General features: G+C 60.2%; 15 protein-coding genes. 14 read left to right on the forward strand and 1 reads right to left on the reverse strand.

All coding sequences use genetic code 11. The annotated features are described in order from the left end of the window. Positions 1–98 precede the first annotated feature (98 nt). The 14 genes from HMPREF3055_RS05260 to HMPREF3055_RS05330 all read left to right on the forward strand — a co-directional run bounded on the left by HMPREF3055_RS05260 (position 99) and on the right by HMPREF3055_RS05330 (position 19,809). Positions 99–569 (forward strand): DUF6318 family protein, encoded by a 471-nt coding sequence (locus HMPREF3055_RS05260; protein WP_141758473.1) that lies wholly within the window; start codon positions 99–101, stop codon positions 567–569. Between the two features lie 495 nt (positions 570–1,064). Then, a complete protein-coding gene (locus HMPREF3055_RS05270; protein WP_246826902.1) occupies positions 1,065–1,823 on the forward strand; it encodes a DUF6318 family protein in 759 nt (252 codons plus the stop codon). A 15-nt stretch (positions 1,824–1,838) separates the two neighbouring features. Next, entirely contained in the window at positions 1,839–2,705 is an 867-nt protein-coding gene (locus tag HMPREF3055_RS05275; protein WP_070738375.1) for a DUF6318 family protein, read from the forward strand. A 46-nt stretch (positions 2,706–2,751) separates the two neighbouring features. Continuing rightward, complete coding sequence (locus HMPREF3055_RS05280; RefSeq protein ID WP_070738378.1) at positions 2,752–3,345, forward strand: DUF6318 family protein; 594 nt, start codon at positions 2,752–2,754, stop codon at positions 3,343–3,345. Between the two features lie 2 nt (positions 3,346–3,347). Continuing rightward, the gene (locus tag HMPREF3055_RS05285; protein WP_070738380.1) at positions 3,348–4,226 is read left to right on the forward strand and encodes a DUF6318 family protein; all 879 of its coding nucleotides are present in this window, start codon (positions 3,348–3,350) and stop codon (positions 4,224–4,226) included. Between the two features lie 69 nt (positions 4,227–4,295). Beyond that, complete coding sequence (locus tag HMPREF3055_RS05290) at positions 4,296–4,886, forward strand: hypothetical protein (protein ID WP_049345376.1); 591 nt, start codon at positions 4,296–4,298, stop codon at positions 4,884–4,886. 244 nt (positions 4,887–5,130) lie between these two features. Further along, a complete protein-coding gene (gene tpiA / locus HMPREF3055_RS05295) occupies positions 5,131–5,907 on the forward strand; it encodes a triose-phosphate isomerase (protein WP_005509126.1) in 777 nt (258 codons plus the stop codon). Between the two features lie 238 nt (positions 5,908–6,145). Continuing rightward, entirely contained in the window at positions 6,146–6,610 is a 465-nt protein-coding gene (locus tag HMPREF3055_RS05300) for a hypothetical protein (RefSeq protein WP_044143857.1), read from the forward strand. Between the two features lie 108 nt (positions 6,611–6,718). Next, positions 6,719–6,976 (forward strand): preprotein translocase subunit SecG, encoded by a 258-nt coding sequence (gene secG / locus HMPREF3055_RS05305; protein ID WP_012903590.1) that lies wholly within the window; start codon positions 6,719–6,721, stop codon positions 6,974–6,976. Positions 6,977–7,167: 191 nt separating this feature from the next. Further along, positions 7,168–8,577 carry an SWIM zinc finger family protein gene (locus tag HMPREF3055_RS05310; RefSeq protein ID WP_070738381.1) on the forward strand — a complete coding sequence of 470 codons (1,410 nt, stop codon included), beginning with the start codon at positions 7,168–7,170 and terminating at the stop codon, positions 8,575–8,577. 69 nt (positions 8,578–8,646) lie between these two features. Next, entirely contained in the window at positions 8,647–11,412 is a 2,766-nt protein-coding gene (locus tag HMPREF3055_RS05315) for a DUF6493 family protein (protein ID WP_070738383.1), read from the forward strand. A gap of 78 nt (positions 11,413–11,490) precedes the next feature. Beyond that, entirely contained in the window at positions 11,491–14,406 is a 2,916-nt protein-coding gene (locus HMPREF3055_RS05320; RefSeq protein WP_070738385.1) for an endonuclease, read from the forward strand. Continuing rightward, positions 14,399–16,762 (forward strand): DUF6493 family protein, encoded by a 2,364-nt coding sequence (locus tag HMPREF3055_RS05325; RefSeq protein WP_070738387.1) that lies wholly within the window; start codon positions 14,399–14,401, stop codon positions 16,760–16,762. Before HMPREF3055_RS05320 ends, HMPREF3055_RS05325 begins: the two co-directional genes overlap by 8 nt. A gap of 425 nt (positions 16,763–17,187) precedes the next feature. Then, complete coding sequence (locus tag HMPREF3055_RS05330) at positions 17,188–19,809, forward strand: TerD family protein (protein ID WP_070738389.1); 2,622 nt, start codon at positions 17,188–17,190, stop codon at positions 19,807–19,809. A 139-nt stretch (positions 19,810–19,948) separates the two neighbouring features. On the opposite strand, the gene HMPREF3055_RS05335 is transcribed toward HMPREF3055_RS05330, so the two are convergent. Next, positions 19,949–20,296 (reverse strand): type II toxin-antitoxin system HicB family antitoxin, encoded by a 348-nt coding sequence (locus tag HMPREF3055_RS05335; RefSeq protein WP_049345365.1) that lies wholly within the window; start codon positions 20,294–20,296, stop codon positions 19,949–19,951. Between the last annotated feature and the right edge of the window lie 27 nt (positions 20,297–20,323).

The raw sequence follows: 20,323 nt of genomic DNA on the forward strand, positions 1-20,323 counted from the left end.
TCCGGGATTCTCCCTCGAAGGGCTAGAGGTATAAGGACCCGCCTTCCCGGTAGCCGCACGACATCACCGATAACCACACCAACCACACTAGGAGACATATGGAACAGTCACCCCAGAACCCCGGCGTGCCCGCGCAGGCTAGCGCCGTGCAGGGCAGCCCCTTGCCGGGCGATACGGAGCCTCTTTCTAAGGTCACGGACCCGGAAAAGGTGCTGCACCCCGAAATTCTTCGCCTGTACAGGGAGAAGCGCGGTTGGGTTATTTCGGCTGATAAGAATGTGCTGAGCGCCAATGTTGCTGATGATCTTATCGCGGGTGAAAAGGCTAAAAATACGAGCCGAAATATTCTGGTGAGCACCCTGTACACGACTAAGGCTAAGGACCTTGCGTTTTATGTTAAGGAGACGGGGGAGAAGCAGGATATTCGCAAATATTTGAAGTATCTGGGGCGTTTCTCGCTGGCTGTGGAGCATCTGCGTGGGCAGTGGGTGATTGTGGTTGACCGCGACGGTTACAGCAACCGTAACACCTACGAGCCGATCTATCCGCAAGGATTCGGGCAGCTGTAGCTTTCTCTATGTAGCTTCTTTCGGAACCCCCGCCGGGCAGTACTTTCGGTACTGTGCTGGCGGGGGTTTCTTGCTGGGCTTTTGAGGTGGGCTCTTCGCGGTTGGCTGGGGGAGGTGGGAGCAATGGGAGGTGGAATCCGTCCTGCTGGGTTCGTGTGCAGAGTGTGCGTGTGTTACCTTGAAGGGTGGGCGAGGAAGCTCGTTCACCGTCACATCAACTTCAACTTCCGGAAGCTAAATTTATGGTTACTTTTCAGGCTTATGCCGTCCCTGTGCCTTTTCAAGGTGAGTGCGCTAAAGCTCTTACAACGCGGCTCTCACGATGCGGCTCAAGCATCTAACGCCGACAAGTTAGATGCTGACTCGCTAAAGGTATGTATTCGTTTAATAATCTCGTTTGTTGTCTGAACAATGAATGTTCTTTGTAAGTTGATGCAGTAGATATTTCAACTCCAACAAATGTAGAAAATTTATGTAACCTCAAGGATTATTGCTGTGAGTATTATTTACCCTACTTCTCGTAGAGGGTTTATGAAGGGCGTGCTTGGCGTTGGTAGCGCCTTAGCTTTGAGCGCCTGCTCATCCACACCAAAAACCAAAGAGAATAACTCAAAAGAAACCCCTTCGGCAACAGCTAGCGCTTCTCCGAAGCATAATGCCTACGCAAAACCGTTCCATAATGATCGTGACTACCGACGAACATATGAAATCGGTGATGTCAACAATATCGGTATATATGAACCGGCAACGGAGGAACATCCCGCATATGCTGCACCGCCTCCATACTACGAGAACGCTTTTGAACGGGATATGACAGCAACCTCTTTGCGCTATGCCATTACATATTACGCAAACTATCAGAACTATATGCTTCTAGCTGGGGATGCACGACGACTCTATCTTAAAAATATGCTAGGAGGATTGTTCTTCCCTGCCATCCAAGAACTCTACGACAAAGGTGCTGGCTGGGTTATTACCCCGGACCAACGAATTCTTGCTTTCACGATACTTGAGCGTCAGCCCCGTATTGTGGATGAAGCAAATCATGTGTGCGAAATTAACGTTCGATACGACCTGAAACCAGAGGCGAAAGTCTTTATCGCGGCGGAGAAAAAACTCTACCCGATTACTGATTTTGACACCCGCAATCTTGTTACAGGCGGTTCCATCTACGGAACTATGGTGTGCCGATTTTTAGACCCCAAGTGGGAAGTCAACTTTACCCCCACATATGGTCCTGTACAAGGGAACTAGAGGAAAGGAAACACAGTGAAGGAAAACAATAACGCCCCTGCTTCTCGGGAACCCTCTATCAGTAACAACCCATCAGAGCAGAAGAAGACCCCCAAAATCTCCCGTCGTGTTCTGCTGGCGGGATCCGTCGGGGTGGGTGTTGCCGCGGCATCGGGTCTGTATGTAGCAGGCTCAAACTGGAGAGCTTCGCTAAACGAGCGAATCGCACAAGAAGATGCCGCGTGGGAGCGAAATCAGGCACTAGCCGCCGCTGAGCCTGCAACAACAATTGCAGAGGAAAGCTATAAGAATACTGCAGCAGGTCTATCTGGTCCGCTGGTGTATACCGCATACCGAAAAGATGGTGTCTACGTTCCCGCAACCCGTGAGAGCCCCGCGCAGAATGTACCCTACCCGGTTATCCGCGAGAAGATGAATACATACGATATTTCAGGTATGTACTTGTTCTTTGCCTACTATAATGCCGCCAAGAACTACGGGTATTTGACCGGTGATCTTGAGCCTCTAGCAAAGATAGTTGACCCCGAAAAAGTCATCTTTCCTAATGTGTACGAATTTATAGCCAATAACCAGGGGTGGATTGTTTCGGATCAAGAAATCGAATCGTATATGGTGCAAACTCCCGGATACGGTAGCCGAGAGATTCAGGGACGAAAAATATACAAGCTGCAGACGGAATTGTCGATATATGGAGACGCCTATTTTGTGTATCGCGATACCGGCGAAGTGAAATATTTTCGGGATATGTTTCATGCTGACCGCCACCCGACTATAGATTTCTACGGCGAGTTTTTGGATGGGTGCTGGGTAAGCGTTGACGAAAATCTGCAGGGTGATCTCTTATTGCCTAAGGGTGCTTCTGTTGCTGGATATACGAAATAGAGCCGAATTTTTTGAAATACTTGCCGTAATCTAAGGAGGGGTAAATATGACCGAGAAGATAAATAAGCCGTTTTACGACGATAAAGATTATCGGCGTGAATACAAGTTACGTGAGACTGATTTGATTGGAATTTACACCCCGGCAGATCAGCAACACCCTGCATATTCTGCGCCGCCACCGGATTATACAAATGCATTCAGTCGAGACATGACATCGCAATATTTGAAATATCATTGCGAGTGTTACTTCGCATGCCAAAACTATATGCTTTTGGCATCCGATTCGCGCCGCCTCGAATATGCAATGACCGCCGAAGAACTATTCTTTCCCGCCATCCAAGATATCTTTGACGACGGAAAAGGGTGGGTCATCACCCCCAATCAACAAATCTTGACCATGCACATTCTCGAAGCACAACCGCGCATCCATAACGAGGAACAAAAAATTTTCGACTGGAACGTCAAATTCGACATCCTTCCCGAAGCAAAAGTCTTCCGGAAAGACACCGGGCAGCTACAGCCCATCACCGAATTCGACACGCGCGGACTCCTTCGCGACGGAGCAATCTACGGTACCCTATGCTCCCGTTTCCTCAATCCCGGATGGGATATTCACTTCATCCCCGAAAAGGAGGTATAACCATGGGACCCCAACGCAAGGAACAGGAGACGAACGGAACGCTGGGTTCCTCCCCGGAAGCCCATCCGGTATCTTCTGGTCAGCTACTCGCTCACCAGCAGGAACCACGGAAGCCCCGTTTTTCTCGTCGTGCCCTCGCTGTAGCAGGCGCAGGCACCCTCGGTGCTCTCTTCGTCGGTCGACAGGCCGGTATCCTCGCCACCAATGAAGAAAAGCAAGAAGCACGTCTTTTCAAACGAGATAAGGTACTGGCTTCCCTTGAGCCGGCTGAGAAGTTCGATGAGCTTGTCAAACAGGGTGATTCAACCGGTCTGCTTGTCTACACTGCCTACGAACGCAACGGCAGGTACGTGCCCGCCACCGAAGAACGCGCCGCCCAGAATGTACCCTACCCCGTTCTGCAGCCGGGAATGAATGAGTATAACCGCGGTGGTTTCTATATTTTTCAGGCGTACTTTTATGCCGCCCTGAACTATTTCTACTACACCGGAGATACCAAACCGCTCTCCGAAGTAATCAATCCGGAAGAGATCATTTCCCCTGAGCTTCTTCGGCTGTACCGGGAAAACCGCGGCTGGCTTATTGCTAATCAGGACGTGTACCGCGTACAGGTTACGATTCCCGGTATCGGTAGACGCCAAAAGAACAGCCGTAATATCAGCGAATACCAGGCAAGGCGACGTATTCGCGATGAGGCTGTCTTCTACGTGCCCGAAACGGGGGAGAAGCTACCCATCGATAAGTTCTTGAAGACTGGTGAGGAAGAATACGCTTTCCTCTGTGCGGAGCACCTGCGCGGCCGCTGGGTGCTTGTGGAAGACGATAAGGACGCCACGCCGCTGTACCCTCCGGGATTCTCCCTCGAAGGGCTAGAGGTGTAAGAACCCACCTTCCCGGTAGTCGCACGATATCACCGATAACCACACCAGACCAACCACCCTAGGAGACATATGGAACAGTCGCCCCAGAACCCCGGAGCACCCGCACAGGGGAGCGCCGTGCAGGGCAGCCCCTTGCCGGAGAATACGGCGCAGAGCAATGCTGTACAGGAAAACACCGTGCAGAACAACGCTGCAGAAAGCACCACGGTAGAAGCTACTGCAGTACCTACCGCAACCGCCCTCCAGAGTCCCGCGCAAGACCCCGCCGTAGATGGTGCCGCATCCGCGGCTCCTGCCGAGGCGGTAGCACCCGCGCCCGCAGAGCCTAAGCGCATGGGCCTGTACTCGCTTATCTGCCTCCCCACCGGCGGATTCACGGCCTTCTTCATTGCAAATAGTCCCTACCTCTGGATGTATTACGCCTATTGGGAATCTTCCTCGGTAGCAACGGCTACTCTCATCATTTCGTTTGTTGTTTTGCTGTGTGTCTGCTTCACCTACTGTGCTCTTGCGGCGCTCATCGTTGAGAAGATCGCTACCCGAAAGCTGCCTTGGGGTCGTTCCCTCGCCATAAGTGCGCGCGCTACCGCGCTTCTTGTGATTGTTTTGACGATTGTCTTTTTCTGCTACACCTCGTACCTTCTCCGAGGCGGCTACTAACACACCGTAGACAAACATCACCGGCAGAATACCGGCAGGGTAGAGCCCCCTAAGCTCCACCCTGCCGGTACTTCGTATCCGGGGTTCCGCGCAATCAGCGAACGCGGGGTGAGAATAGTCAAGGCACAGCATAAAACCGCGCCGAACCAGTGAAAATATGCCGCCAACCCTCTAAAATAGAAAAGGAAAATTCCGAACAACAACCCCGCCCGGCATACCGCGCGGGAAAGCTAAGGAGCGAACTATGTCGCGTAAGCCCCTCATCGCAGGCAACTGGAAGATGAACCTCAACCACGCAGAGGCAGTCACCCTCGTCCAGAAGCTCGCATGGACCCTCGACGACGCAAACTTCAACTTCTCCGCAACCGAAGTAGCCGTCTTCCCGCCCTTCACCGACATCCGCTCCGTGCAGACCCTCGTCGAAGGCGACAAGCTGGACATCCTCTACGGCGGCCAGGACCTCTCCGTCCACGACTCCGGCGCATACACCGGCGAAATCTCCGGCGCATTCCTCTCCAAGCTCGGCGCAACCTTCGTGCTCGTCGGCCACTCCGAGCGCCGCACCTACCACCACGAAAGCGACGAGCTGTGCGCGGCAAAGGTCCAGGCAGCATACAAGCACGGCCTGACCCCCGTCCTCTGCGTCGGTGAGCCCCTCGAAATCCGCGAAGCAGGCACCCACGTCGAGTACACCCTCGAGCAGCTGCGCGGCTCCATCGCAGGTCTGACCGCAGAGCAGGCAGAAACCCTCGTCATCGCATACGAGCCCGTCTGGGCAATCGGCACCGGCAAGGTCGCAACCGCAGACGACGCACAGGAAATGTCCGCAGCAATCCGCGCAGAAATCGCTAAGCTCTACTCCGCAGACGTTGCAGAGAAGGTCCGCGTTCTCTACGGCGGCTCCGTCAAGTCCTCCTCCGCACCCTCCATCATGGGCAAGGAAGATGTGGACGGCGTGCTCGTCGGCGGCGCATCCCTGCAGGCTGACGAGTTCGCAGCAATCGCACGCTTCGACGCATAAAACCCTGACGCACCATAGCGTCTCATAGCGTTACAGCGCCTGGCGGGTACCCACCCGACCGGGCGCTGAACCATTTAACCGCCACCGAGTTAGCGGTGGATGTACGAGGCGGGAGTAAGAGCCGGGAGCAGGAGCCAGACGTAAGGGGCGGGGGAGAAGGGCCGGGCGCGTTCGCCCCTCGCCGCAAAACCCACCCGGAATACGCCGACCCCGCGGTTCGCCCCGTACACTTAACGGCATGTTCAGCTTTGGTTTTTCCCTGGTCATCGCAGCCCTCGTCGGCATGATCCTCTACAGCTACCTGCGCAACCGCAAAGTGAGTGCCCCGCGCCTACCCGGCAACGACGGCGGCAACATCGGCTACGCAGGCGGCGCAGAATACCAGGAACCCTCGCCCGAATACCAGTACTTCGAGAGCCGCCGAGAAGCATTCCTCGACCAGCTCTACAGCCGCACCTCCTCACCGGAAATCCCCGTCACCCTCACCCTGCGCGACTGGGTAGACCAGGGCTTCTACGCTGAAGGAGGCGCCTACTGGGCAGCCGCGCAGCAGTTCACCTACTACCTCATCGACGGCGGATACGTGCGCGCCTACGACACCGAAGGCGACGAACTCACCGCTCAGCGTGTGCTCACCGACCGCCCCGCAGCACTGCAGCTGACCCCCAGCGAATACCAGCGCCGCAGCAACCGCGCCGCGTAAAAGCCGCCTCAACGTGACCGAATGGCGGCTGTAGCGTATAGTTAAACCCGTCTGTCTGCACCCCCGCAGTCCAGGCACCCCACCAGAAGACAACGAAGGAAGGTCCCCATGGACGTCATCATGAACGTACTCATGGTCATCATCGCCATCACCAGCGTGATCGCAGTGATGCTTGTGCTGCTCAACCGCGGTCAGGGCGGCGGCCTCTCCGACATGTTCGGCGGCGGTATGACCAACTCCCTGAACTCCTCCGGTATGGCGTCGAAGAACCTGATTCGCCTGACCGTGACCGTGATTGTCATCTGGGTTATCGCAGTGGTCCTGTACGGCCTGGCCCTGCGCTTCAACGGCCAGATCGTCGTCTAGCCTGAGCCTCTCATCAGAGCCCACGCCCACCCCATCGAGGGTGAGCCAAATAGAGCTTCTCCCCGGCACTTCTCAACCGAGAATGCCGGGGATTTTTTATGCACCAAACGGCAATGACGAAAGCGGTAGCGGGGCGCGAATCTTTACGGCATGATAGGACGTATACACCACATACGAAAGGCAAAGAAGCCATGAGCGCCTACACCCTCGACTACACGTACACCGCCCCGTCAGCCCTCATCGACGGCGCCGACTCCCGCGCGCTCAGCCTCGCCACCAGCGGCGGCGGCACCCCTGAAGGTGCCGCCTCCCACCCGTACTTCTTCTCCGGGTTCCTCGAACGAGCAGACGTCTACGCCACCGCACTATTGGTCGTCGCCAGGGTCGCCCGCACCCGCTTCTACGTGCCGCCCAGCTCCCTCGCCGGAGCCCTACGCGCCGCAGACCCCGTCGTCACCAGCACCGCCGAAGGCCTGCGCTTCGAATCGTTCAGCGCCTGCTGCGGAGTGTATGCGCGCCTCGACGTTGACTCCAGCGCACTCGACGCCAGCCACAGCGCCGTAGGCGTCACCAATGTTGACGTCAACCCGCCCCTGCGTGCCGCGCTCGCCTCCCTCAGGGCAGGGGAGCCCATCCACCTGAACGTCGGCGACGACGGGCTGCTCACCACCACCCTTGACGGCTCCGTCATGGAAGAAAAAGTGCCGCTGCCCATCCGCTGGCTCAAAGGCTTTGCAGAAACGCAGATGCTCTCATCCCGCATGAGCCCGGTGCACAGCCTGGACGCTGCCGCCGCCCGAACCTTCATCCACTCCCTGCCGCGTAACTCCAGTACCAAGGCGGTCCTGTGGGCGACCCGTGCGGTGCGTTCCCTGCGGCTTGCCACCCGCGCCACCGCCGGATCCGTATGCGTGGCGGGCCCCGAGCGTCTGCGCGTGCTTGAGCCGCTCATCCGCCACATTCAGCGCCTGGACGCGTACAGTGAGCCCGTGAGCGCCGGTAACGCGCCCGTGCCCAGCGTGTGGGTGGCGCACCTGCCCGGCGCACGCCTGAGCATTGGTTTGAGCCCCGAAAAGTCACGCGGGTTCTCCGGTGAGGGATCCGTACTGCAGGCGCTGTCTAACCCGAACACCGCCCAGAACGCTGACATGCTCAGCGTGCTGCTTTCCTTCGAGCCGCGCATTGACGTGCCCGTTATGTCTGCCCGTGCCGGCCTGGACGAGGCGGCAACCCGCGACGCCCTCGCCCTGCTGGCTTCCTCCGGTCAGGTTGGTTTTGATGCGCACGCTGGCGAGTATTTCCACCGCCCGCTGCCCGTGCATCCCGAGGCGCTGACCGCCATGCACCCGCGCCTGGTCGGCGCGAAAAAGCTTGCCGACTCCGGCGCCATTGAGCGGGTCGGTGCGGGAGAGCACGGCACCGGTGAGTACAGTGTGCGTAGCGGCGCAAATACGTACACCGTGGTGCTGCCCGCCGACCCGTACGCCGTGGAGGGGTACCTCTGCTCCTGCCCCTGGTGGTTGAAGTACCGCGGTACGCGCGGCCCCTGCAAGCACGCGCTGGCAGTCAGTATTCTCTACCGCGAACACGCCGCCGGCTAGACACACCACGCACCGCACTAAAAGACGACGCCCCAAAAGCTCGCTTCAGCTTCCTTCCGAAAGACCATCATGAGCAAACGCCCCGAAACGCACACCTTCCCCGAAGGTGTCATCACCGAGCCGCTTCCCGGTGAAGTCATTTACCCGCTCCTCAGGCAGCAGAAAACCTGGAGCGACATCATGCACTTCAACCGCAACCTCGCCAACATCCTGGCGGTCGGCGGTACCCTCGAACAGATCTACCGCCGCTGGCAGTACTTCGACATCACCACCACCCCTTACGGCTCCCAGCTCGGTAAAAACACGCCCGGAACCGTCACCCAGGACCGCGTTAAAGCCTACGCAGAGTTCGGCTGGTTTACCGGAAGCGTTGCCATGCGCCTAGCTGAGCTCTACGGCGGGGCGCGCCTCGAACACAACGAGGAATACTACACCGCCCTCATTAACTGCGACCGCGAGCTGATCCTCCCGCTGCTACGCGAGGACGAACAGCTCCGTGAAGAACTCATCTGGGGTATGCTCGCCGTCGAAGGTAACCGGGATGTATCCCTCACCCAGCGCGACTCCTACAAGCCCGGGCAGAAGGAGAATAACCCCGGCTGGTCGTGCGCCCTCATCGAAGCCAGCGAAACCGGGCTCATCAGCCGTGACCGCCTGATTGACGCGCTCCTGAGCTCCCTCATGAGCGACTTTCCGGCGTACCGGGTTGGCTGGTTCTCACGCCTGGTCACCGGACTCAAACTCACCGCCGAAGAAATCGCGGCACGTCAGAGCGAATTTCTGACGCTTTTCTCCTCACCCATCGGCCCGAGCGTAACCCTCGGTGTGCAGCATATTCACCGCCTCTGGAGCAAAAACCCGCAGGCGCTGGATGCTACCGCCTTCGCCTACGCGGCACCCGCCGTATGCGCCGGAACCAAAGCAAACGCACTCAAAATCCTGACCATGCTCCAAGCGCTGTACCGGGCGGGCACCCTCGATGCTGCCGCCTGCGAAGATGCGGTAGTCATGGCGCTCAGCCACGCCCACGCGCAGGTGCAGGCTGCCGCCCTTAAACACCTCGAAGAATGGGTGCAGGCAGGCGCTGCAGACAACGCGAGCGCCGAGACTATCGTGTTCGCCGAGCGTGCCCGCGAACTCTACCGCGACTACCGTTCCCAGCTCGATCCGCTGGTTGTGGCGCAGATTCAGGGTTCGCCGCTCCTCGAAGATGGGTACAGCCCGGAGAATAGCCGGGGGAGCGGCACGGAAGACGCAGCCCTCACTGAAGCTGCTGACCTTGAGGCCGCCGCCGCGGAGGCGCTCGCCGCCTCCCGCGCCGTAATCCACCGGTACTGGGACACTCCCGTGCGCCCCGTGACCGCATCCGACGTGCAAGAACGCGCCCGTGCGCTCCTGCACCATCAGGTTGCGCCCTGCGCCACCCCCGATACGCTCAATGAAGCGGACCAGCCCGAAACGCACGCCGGATGCGAGCTGGAGTTGGAACTGCTCACCGCCTACCTGCTCAGCGCCGACGGCACCGCGCAGAGCCCGAACCTGCTCGAACAGCTTGTTCCCCTCTGCCTGAAAAAGCTGAACCACTGGGGTCTGGAGTGGTTCGACATGCGCGCGCACATGACGGTTCTTGCCGCCGCCGGGAAGCTGCGTGAGCGCGAGAAGGCATCGGAAATGACCCAGAGGGAAGACCCCGGTACGGTGCCAAACCTGCACTACATGTACTCCCGCCACGCCGCGTTCTTCAGCACCGGATTCAAGGATGCCCTCGGCGTGCTGCAGAGCAGGCAGAGCTACACCCCGCTCGCCACCCCTGAGCTGTTTGGCGGGTGGGTGCATCCGGATACCCTGGTGCGCCGGTACACCAAGAACCTGGCTGATGGAGCCCCCATCCTGCGCCAGGATTTCACTGCGGCGCTACTGCGTGTGCGCGTGCCGGAGGTGCTGCCTCCGTACGCTACCGACGAGCAGCGACAGAACGCCCAGAGCCGCCGTGCTGAGGCGCTGACCCTGCTTGAAAGCCTCGAAGAGCAATACGTGAAGAACGCTCAGGAGGAGGCTCCGCGCTCTGCCCCTACCCAGATTCGCGTGCTCCGCTCCGCCCTCGACGGCACCCTCGCCACCGGGCGCGTCAACCCCTACCTGGAATCCATCACGGTATCCCAGAGGGAGAAAAGCTGGGGCCTTCAGCTGAACGGGGTGGCGCACGGTGCTTCCACCCCCGAGCTGAACGCTTTCCGCGGCCTCGCCACCGCCCACCACGACGAAGAAGGACAGTACGCCCTGCTCTACCCCTCGCGGGCAGAACCGCTGGCGTACTACTGCGCTAGCAGCAACTGGTACATCTTGGATCACAGCGCTTTCGACCGGAGCCTGTATTTGGCGTTGGAGGCACACCCCGGCGCGTGGGGTCCCGCCTGCGCGTTCGTGTTTGCCGCGGGCTTCTCGGAGCAACGCGTTGAGATTCGTTCCCTCGCCGTGGAAATCATGCACCGCGTGCTGGACGACCAGCTCAGCCTTGAGGACACCACGGCAGGCTTCGTGAACTTTGCGCCGCTGGCGATGCTGAACCGTTGGGCGCTCGCCCTCACCGACTTCGCCCAGCTGGATGCGCGGGCGGCAGTGCGCTTCTTCGCGCGCCTCATACCGCACCTGGATACCGGGGCGAACTCGCTCGGTAAGCTGCTGGGCGCCTTCAGCCAGGCGTTGGCGACTCTCGATCCTGCTACCCGTGCGGAGCTCGTGGATGAGCCGCTGCGTGCCTGGTTGGGTACGCTGACCGGTTCTTCGCAGAAGGCGCGGTACGCCCGGAATATCCTCAACCAGGTGCAGGGCTAACCGCTCAACCGGCTCCCATTCGACACTTCCGTTCAACTCTTTGCAACCATTCACCATCAACTCCGAAAGCAGGTACCAATGACTGATACCGCCCAGCTGCACAACCCTAACGAGCGCAGCGCCAGCGATCATAACGCCGGTGAGCGCACCCTCGAAGAGCGCCGTGCCGCCCTCAAAGCCCTCATGGCGGCAGAATCAACTGACGTGCAGGAATACCACGCCGTCATCACCGGCGCCACCGAGGAGGAGCGCGCCTCCCTCGCCCGAACCCTCACCCCTAAGAGCGTTATCGGTAGCGACCACATTAACCGCACCCCGCTTGCCGCCTACGTTGCCGGCGCACTCGTGCGCACCCCCGACGGTGACCCGTGGGAATACCACCGTTCCGCCGGCCGCGCCATGCGCACCCTGCTCTGGGAGGGGCGCCCGGATCAGCAGCTGATTGACGCGTTCCTGCTCGGCGCCACCGAACGCCCCGACGAGTGGATTCTGCGTTTTATTGAGGGCCTGTCGAACTCTTGGGCGCGCTCGAAGAAGATTTGGGAAACCTGCTACACGCTGCTTCGCGCCCGCAACCTGAGCTGCGATGCCCCCGAATACCTGGTCCTTTTCCTGCACGAAGCCCTGCCCTGCGTGAAGAAGGACAGCGCCAGCAACCACGCCCAGCTCAAAACCTTCTTCACCCGCGACATGACCCTGCTCGACCAGGAGTTTTGGGCTGTTTTCCGCACCGAAGGGGTGCTCTTCAAGGGCTATGGCAACTACATGGGCGAAAGCGCGGAACTGTGCCGACTCATGGGCGAATACTTCGACATTCGCGACGAGATTCTGGACGCCCTGCTACGCGGCCTGACCAGCGATTTCAGCGCCTTCAACTCGGCTGCATTCCACTCCATCTACACCGACCTGCAGCCCACCGACGCAGAAAACCGGGCACGCTTCGGGCAGCTCATGGCTGTACTCACCGCAGAGCCCAGCGCCTCCGTCGGATTCGCCCAGACCATGCTGCAGAACGTGCTCAAAGCCTGCGCACCCGCCGCACTGCAGAAAACCCCCGACCTGCAGCCCCTCGAACAGGTTGAGCTGGAACAGCTCATCGACGCACTCGGCGCGAACCTCTACCGCACCGAAAAGAAGATTCAGCGCGGCGCCCTGCGCCTGCTCAAGCTCATTGCCACCCAATACGCCGGTGTGAGCAAAGCCAAGCGCAAGAAGGCGCAAACCGCCGAGCAGGTGGCGCTCGCCAACTATGTTGCTGACCGTGTTCTTGAAGCCTACGAGGTGCTACCCCTGGAGTTGCGCGGCGCTGCGGAAGCCTGCCTGCCCGAAGACCGCCTACCCCAGCCGGAAGAGGCGGAGGCGGCGGGCGCCTCCGTAGAGGTGCCGCCGGTGCTGTTGCCCGGCACCCCGCACCATGAGCCGTTCACCCCCATCGCGGACGTGAACGAGTTCTGCGCCCTGCTGATCGAGGAATCGAACGCCCATCTCGGTCAAATCGTGGGGGCCGAACTCCCCGTTGCGAGGGGAGAGAACCTGGCTCGTCTTTACCACTTTGCGGCGACCGACAAGCTGGCACCGGCGGATCAGCAGCAGCTTCGTACCCTGCGCAAGATTTCCAGCGAATATTACTACAACAACGTCGCGTGTATGCCTGCGCTGTGCGCCGTGTTGGATACTAACGCCGAGGCCATGGGATGCAATTCCTGGGAGCTATCCGAGCTGACGCCGCTCCTGCAGTATTCCGACCGTAGTGAGATGGTTGCACGAGCTCGCCCGAGTAACGCGCTCCTGAGCAAGGAAGAGATGATACGTCTGACTATTCAGAATAAACACCATCTTTGGAATGCTGACTACAAGCCGTTGAAGGGTTACCGTGACCTCTATGAGATCTTCCGGGAACAGATGCGTGCCGTCGCCGCCGGGGGAGAGTACCACACGAAAGGACGCACGGTGCGTCTGCTGAGCGCACCACTACCCGCCCGTCAGCTTACCTACAGTGACTGGACTTATCGCACTGTTTCTGGCCTGGATATGCCCTGGAGCGGCTTCAACCGTGGTCTCGACAATGATCGAGTCTGGGAATACCAGGAGGCCAGCAGGTCGGGTCGTCTTCGCGAGGCCGGTTTCGAAAACTTTAACGTTGAGGAATTCGTGAAGTACCAGCCCATGTGGCAGGTCAAGGGTGACATCGTGGATACCGTGGATGAGGCACGCGAGGCGCTGAGCCACGCAACCGCTGGCATGAGTCCCGAGGAGGCTATCGCCTACGAAGCTCTTAACACCGCGTTCATTCCCTTCGTATATTTGCTGAATCTCGATAGCGTCGATGGGTGGCGGGGCGACTATATTATCGTGCTCACCGAGTGGTCCTCCTGGCTACTTCAGAACAACCCGGACCTGCTCTCTGCATACTTCCTGTTCGCCGCTTCGCAGTGCATTGAGGAGAAGACCGTCACCCCCGTTCCCGTACTCATGCGTGCGTTGAGGGAGTCTACCGTGCAGGTGGGCGCCCCGACCTGCACTCTGCTCGGCTATGTGGCGAGCGCGAAGAATCCTGAGTACCGTCTGGCGGCGGCAGAGGCCATTGCGGCGCTCTTTGAGGCGGGCCTGCTGGATGCGTCAACCTTCGCAGAGACCCTGAAGTGGGCTCTGGAGGACGGGATGGTCCTTGCGAACCGCCTGGTGGCGACCCTGCGTGAGGTGTCGGGTATCGGTGTTCTGGCGGGTTGGCGTGTGCTGCAGGTTCTGCGTCTGCTGCTGCCGATGGTCGGTGAGCTGACGAAGGGCGGCGACTATGTGCGCCTGGCGGTTGAGCTTGCCGAACTGTACGGCACGCCGGTTGAGATTCCCGCCGTCCTGGAGCCGAAGATGAAGGGCTCTACCGTGCTGGCGAAAGCACTACGCGCCCTGGCTGCGGTGACCCCGCGCGTGACTGAGGAGGCGCTTGCCGCCCGCGAGGCCGCGCTTGCGCTACTGGGTGAGAGCGGTGCCTAATACTGTGCCTGAAGGCGTGCATCCTGCGGCGCCTGCGTGGAGCGCCGAATACCTGCAGGAGTTCCTGTGGCGTATCGTGCCGGGTCGTTCCATGCGCTCTATGGATGATGAGGTGATTGCCGAGTTTTTCAGGGAGCATCCAGAACACTGGGAAAAAATCTGGGCGCTGTTTACCGTGGAGGGCGCCATGCCCTCGAATGGTCTAGCACTCTGGTTTATTTATGATGCGCAGCTGACTATTTGCGGTCATGATTTGCTGGTGTATTTGGCGGAGCGTTTTCCGCAGTATCGAGCCCGGATTGAGCAGGAGTGCGTTCAGGCGTTGCTACGTGATTATGCGCCGCAGAACGCCCGCGTTTTCTCGCGTGCCTTTGAGGCTCTGACGGCGGTTCCGAAGGGGCTGCGCGGTGCTGAACGTAAGCAGGCTTTGGTGGGTCAGGCGCAATCCTATGCTCGGCACGGTGCGCTGATTCCGGCGTTGTTGGCTTCGCCGGTGGCGACCACGGCTGCTGTGGGTGCGCAGATGCTGCAGAGTGTTCTGCAGGTCTGCGCGCCATCTGGCGGTTCTGCCCCTGCCGGTCTGCTGCCGCTGACTGCTGGTGAGCTTCAAACCCTGGTGGCGGAGGCGCTACCTGCCGCCGCGCAGTTGCTGTTCCGGCGTGAGAAGAAGCTGATGACTGCCGGTTTGAAGGTGCTTGAGTTGAGTGTTCGGGCGGTGCCGGAATGTGCCGGGGAGGTGTCTGTTTACGCGCAGGATGCTGTGGAGGTTCTTCCTCTGGAGCTGCGCGATCGCGCCCAGAAGCTGTGCCCTGACACCGTGCCTGCACAGCCTAGTTCGATTCAGCCTGGCTCGGCTCAGCTCGCCTCCACCCAGTCTGCCTCAGATCAGCTGCCCCGTAGTGTGCAGATTCCGGATGTCCCTGCCCTTGGGCTCTCAGCCTCGGAGGTGAACGCCGCCCTCAACGCGGCGCCCCAGGCTGGGCGCGCCTCCGAAGCTACCCGGGATGCTATTCGTAACGACCGGGACTGCGAAGAGCTGCTGTTCGCCCTCTACCACCTCAACGAGAGGGAGCAGTCTGTCCGCCGCATCCCGGCGCTGCTGAACTACCTGCATCGGGCGCATCAGGAGGGGCGAGTTATTGAGTTCAGTCCCGCTTTTCAGAAGCATCTGCGCCGCTACCTGAGCCGTGCCTGGCATGACGGTCGCGACCAATTGCGGTATCTGGCGTACCGTCTGCTGGTTCAGCATGTGCACGCCGCAGACCCTGACCCGCAGGCAGCACTCACCGAGCACACGGGTCGTTTTCAGGGTGCTGATTTTCACTTCAAGGGGTACCCGCGCAAGGGTAGCGAATATTGGGCGTACCGGTCGCCCACGGCGCTGTTCCACGAGCAGCTTCGCGTAGCGTTCGGGGATCAGCCCTATAGTAGCGAGGGCGCGGCTGGGCAGGGCTTTGCGCCTCTGCTGGCTGAGCCGTTACCTGCGGTGGAGCGTTCTTTTGAGCGTACGGTGATTCGTTTCAAGTCATACCGTGAGGCGTTTCCGAAGGTTCTGCACGGCGAGTATGAGGTGAATGATTCCACCTATGAGCTGTGGCAGGTGCCGGGGGAGGAGCTTGCCACGGAGCGGAGTACGTTCACGGCGGCGGCATACACGGTGGCTGGTGCCTGTGTGGAGTATCCGGGGCGTTCTCTGGAACATGCCGAGGTGCCGTCTGTTGCCCTAGTATGCGGCTGGTACGCCTGGGCGATGCGCCACAACCCGGACCTTCTGGCGGCGCAGTATAAGCCGCTGCTGAGCGTGTATCAGTTCTCTCGTCTTCACGGTTTTGAGGAGATTATGCAGACGCTCGGTGCGGCGGAGCGTGCTCTGGGTGTGCCGTCGTATAACTTCCTGGCGTGGGCTTCTGTAGTGTACGCCCCGGAGCGTCGTGCGTTGACGGCGGAGACGATTGCCTCCCTCATTGACCGCGGCAACTGGGATGCGCACCTTTTCGCCAGTGAGCTCGGGTACCTTCTGGAGCACGGCTGGTTCGGGGCGAATCGTCTGGTGCAGACGTTGAACGATGCCGCTTCGTTGAGTCCCTTGGCGGGGTGGTCTGTCTTCCAGACGGTGCGCCGGATCCTTCCGTTGGCTCTACAGGTGGGTCAGGGTTCGTCCCTTGTGAAGCTTGCAGTGGAGCTTGCCGAACTGTACGGTACGCCGGTTGAGATTCCCGCCGAGCTGGAACCGAAGATGAAGGGCTCTACCGTGCTGGCGAAAGCACTGCGCACCCTGGCTGCTGTGCCTGCCCGCAAGACGGAGGAGGCGCTTGCCGCCCGCGAAGCCGCGCTCGCCCTATTGGGTGAATCCTAGCTCTACCTCGTGCACCCAACCCCACTCACCGCCCCGTGTTACCGCCCCGTGACGAAACGGCTTGACCACCGTCGCGGGGCGGGAGTACTCTATAGGTAATGGCGGATCATGAAGAGTCCTACTTTCTGAAATATCTTTCCTATATTTATCGGATTCTTCGCTTCCCGCCATTTTTTCTTTTAACCCAGTTCCCACGCGGCTGACAGATAAGCGGCCAACAGATCAGCAAGCGACCGATCAACAAGCAACGGATAAGTGCCGCCCAGGCTCCGCGATACGTAACCGCCTGTTACCCCGCGAATATGTACCCCCGCAGGTCACCGATGACCAAACCCCGCGACAACCCGCGCCCACGCCGCTACGATAAGAACATAGACACACCACCGACGGTGACAGTCGGGTGAGACCAACGGAAAGGACGACCCGTGACTACCCCCTACGACGCATCCCCCTACCTGCAGGAATCACCCTACCTCAACGAATCCGCCTACCTTCACGGCGAAGCGCCCGAGGGCCTCAGCCCCCTCGTGCGCCTCATCCTGATGCGCCGCTACGGCGTGTACGTCTTCACCGACCTGTACGGCCCCTACTACCGCTCGAACTACTCGAGCATTAACGACCTGCACCACTCCGGCGCATTCGACACCGACCTGGGGCGAGTATCCGTCCTGAGCAATTGCGGTCTGACCCTCAGCCCTGAGTCCCTCGCCCAGGCGCTGAACGCCAGCGCCAACGAATTTGCCCTGTTCGCAACCATCTGGTCCTACGAATACGGCTACCGTCCCGGCCGCGTGTTCCGCCGCGACTTTGATCTGCGCGCCCTGACGCTCACCGACGAGCAGCGCTACACCGAGCAGATCATGCACTACCTCTCCAACCCGTACTACAACCCGGACGGCACCGAGCGAATCCTTGGCGGCCTGCCCGAGAACTACGTGCCCTACGAGTGGCAGCAGCCGATGAGCCGCTCCAACTTCACCAGTATGGAACGCAACCGCCGACCCCTGCAGATGGTCAGCGGCGTGCAGAACGCCCTGATCATGGCGGGTGCCCTCTACCAGCAGCTGCTCGGTCAGCAGCAGGCGTACAACCAGACCGACCAGCGCGACCTGGTGGCGTTGCGCCGTTTCCTCGCCCAGCATGACGCGCTGCCGGCTGCCCGACCGGAGAACACCAGTCGTGAAAACCGCGTGTTCATCGCCGCCTGCCTGCACCCCGAAGACGCTGAGCACCTACGCACCATGAAGGAGGCGCTCGCCCTCGCCGCCGCCTACTCGCGCCTGCGTTACAACGGCACGGTGGGGGACCTGAGCCTGAGCATCGCGCCGCGCCTGAAGCTACGCCGTAACGAACGCACCCGCATCGCGCACCTGCTCAACCGGGTACTGGAGGCTGACCCGGTCGGTGCCCGCTACGACAGCGCACCCGCCGCCGAAATGTACAAGCGCCTCGTCAAGGCGATTCACCCCGGCGACTACCCGTCACTGACCGCGCTGAGCCGCTGGGCTGACGACCTGTACCGCGGCGAAGTGTACAGCTTCGAATCGCTGGTGGACCGCGCCTACGCAACCCGGGATGCGCAGAACGTGGCACGTCTGCTCTCGACCCGCCCCGGCGTGTTTGCGCGCCAGCTGGTGCGCGCCCTGGATGCTTTCGAGGCTCCGCGCTACGGCATCGACACCGCGCCGAGCCCCGGCCAGCAGGTCATCTTTGACGCGTTTGCCGCCGTGGCGCCACGCGTTTCCGCGCCCATCCTGGTGCAGATCCGCAACCTGGTGACCCTGCAGCGTAATGCGCTCGCGAACCCGCCGAAGGAGCGCCCCGCCAACCCGGTGGCGGTGCAGGAGGACCGGGAGCTCGCTGACTACGCGCGCCGCAATCCGGAGGGTGTCGCCAGGGTTCAGAACCTCATGCAGAACGCGGGCATCCCGAACCCGCTGGGCTCGTTCTTTGACCGTAACGCCGGCCTGTCTAACCCGCACACCTCTGTTCCCGAGAGCCCGCGAAACACCCAGCGTGCCTCGGCTTCCGCTCAGAAGGCTCAGCCTGCCGCCCCGCAGCGCATGAACCTATCCAAGACCGGTATCGCCACCATGATTCCGGCGCGCGAGTACAGCCCGGCGGTGCTGGATCTGCTGGAGCGTCTGGTCGAGATTGGCCTGTCCGGCCGTCTTGCCGAGACCAGCATCTACCTGCCCGAGCAGGTGGGTGATACGATCATGCCGATGAACACCCGCAGCGCCCGCCCCTCCCTGGACGGCATGGGCCGCTACAACACCTCGACGGTGCACCTGCCGCCCACCGGCGTGATCCGCCTCTTCTGCTTCTGGGATGAGGGCGTGGACATTGACCTGTCGCTGATGATGTTCGACGCCGAAGGCAACTACATGGACAAGATCAGCTACTGGTCGCAGACCGTGAAAAACAGCCAGGGCGCAATTTACGCGCACCACTCCGGCGACATTACGGACGGTACCGGCGGCGCCTGGGAATACATCGACATTGAGGCTCGCAAGGCGCTCAAGGCGGAGGTGTGCTACCTCGTGCCGGTGGTGCAGCTGTACTCCGGCTTCGGGGAGGCACACACCCTGGCCGCGGTGAACGACCTGCATGCGGGCTTCATGGTGGTGCCCGCCGTGGGCGTGGGTGAGGTGCACGAGGTGAGTCAGGTGCACACCAAGTTCACCCTACGCGCTGAGAGCCGCGGCGTGCTTCCGTTCATCGTGGACCTGCAGAACTGCGACCCGTACGACATCCCGGAGGAGACCGACGCTATCGTGAAGGTGACGGATATTGGTCTTGCTCACGGTATTAACGTGTTGCAGTCTGGCGCGAACATCACCGCCGTGCGTGAGCATTTTGACTGGGCGCAGCCCATGACGGTGCGCGAGTACCTGCAGCTGACCGGCGCGAAGCTTGCGGCGAGCCCCGAGGAGGCGCAGCAGGTGCTGGAGGCGACTGTTCCGTCGCTGGCGGCACTGTACGTGGGCTTCGAGAGCGAAGCGGAGGAGGCCCAGGAACAGGAGCCGCAGGAACAGGATGGGTAGAATCCTGCCGCTGCTGAACAGTAGGTAGGCGTAGCAAAAGAGTGGAGCCCCGGATAGTCGAAACTATCCGGGGCTCCACTCTTTTGTTGGTCATAACATTTTGGAATCTTCGTTGGATGATGAAGACATACTGGCTTACTTAGGCGACTGCTTCGAGCTGTTGGCTCACGTACTGGTTCAGGCTCTGGTGAGAAAGCGCTGCCTGCTGAACCAGACGACGATGCAATTGCGGTGAAACACGCAAGTTGAATCGTCCTGAGAAGGAACGCAGAGAGAACGGTTCGGGCGCCTCGCGGCCATCTTCTTCAAGAATCTCAAGGGTATCGGCGACGACTTCTCGAATACCCGCGAATGCTTCGGTCGAGGTCGGTGCCAAGTATGAGAGGCTGGGAAATTCTGCGACGGTTCCGACAAATTCCTGGTCGTCTTCAGACCACTCGACGCGGTAGGTGTAGAGCTCCTGGCGGGGGAGAGTGTGACTCAGCATACTTTATAGTACCACTTCTGGTACCAT

It is taken from the genome of Rothia sp. HMSC061C12 (assembly GCF_001815755.1).
Classification (GTDB): domain Bacteria; phylum Actinomycetota; class Actinomycetes; order Actinomycetales; family Micrococcaceae; genus Rothia; species Rothia mucilaginosa.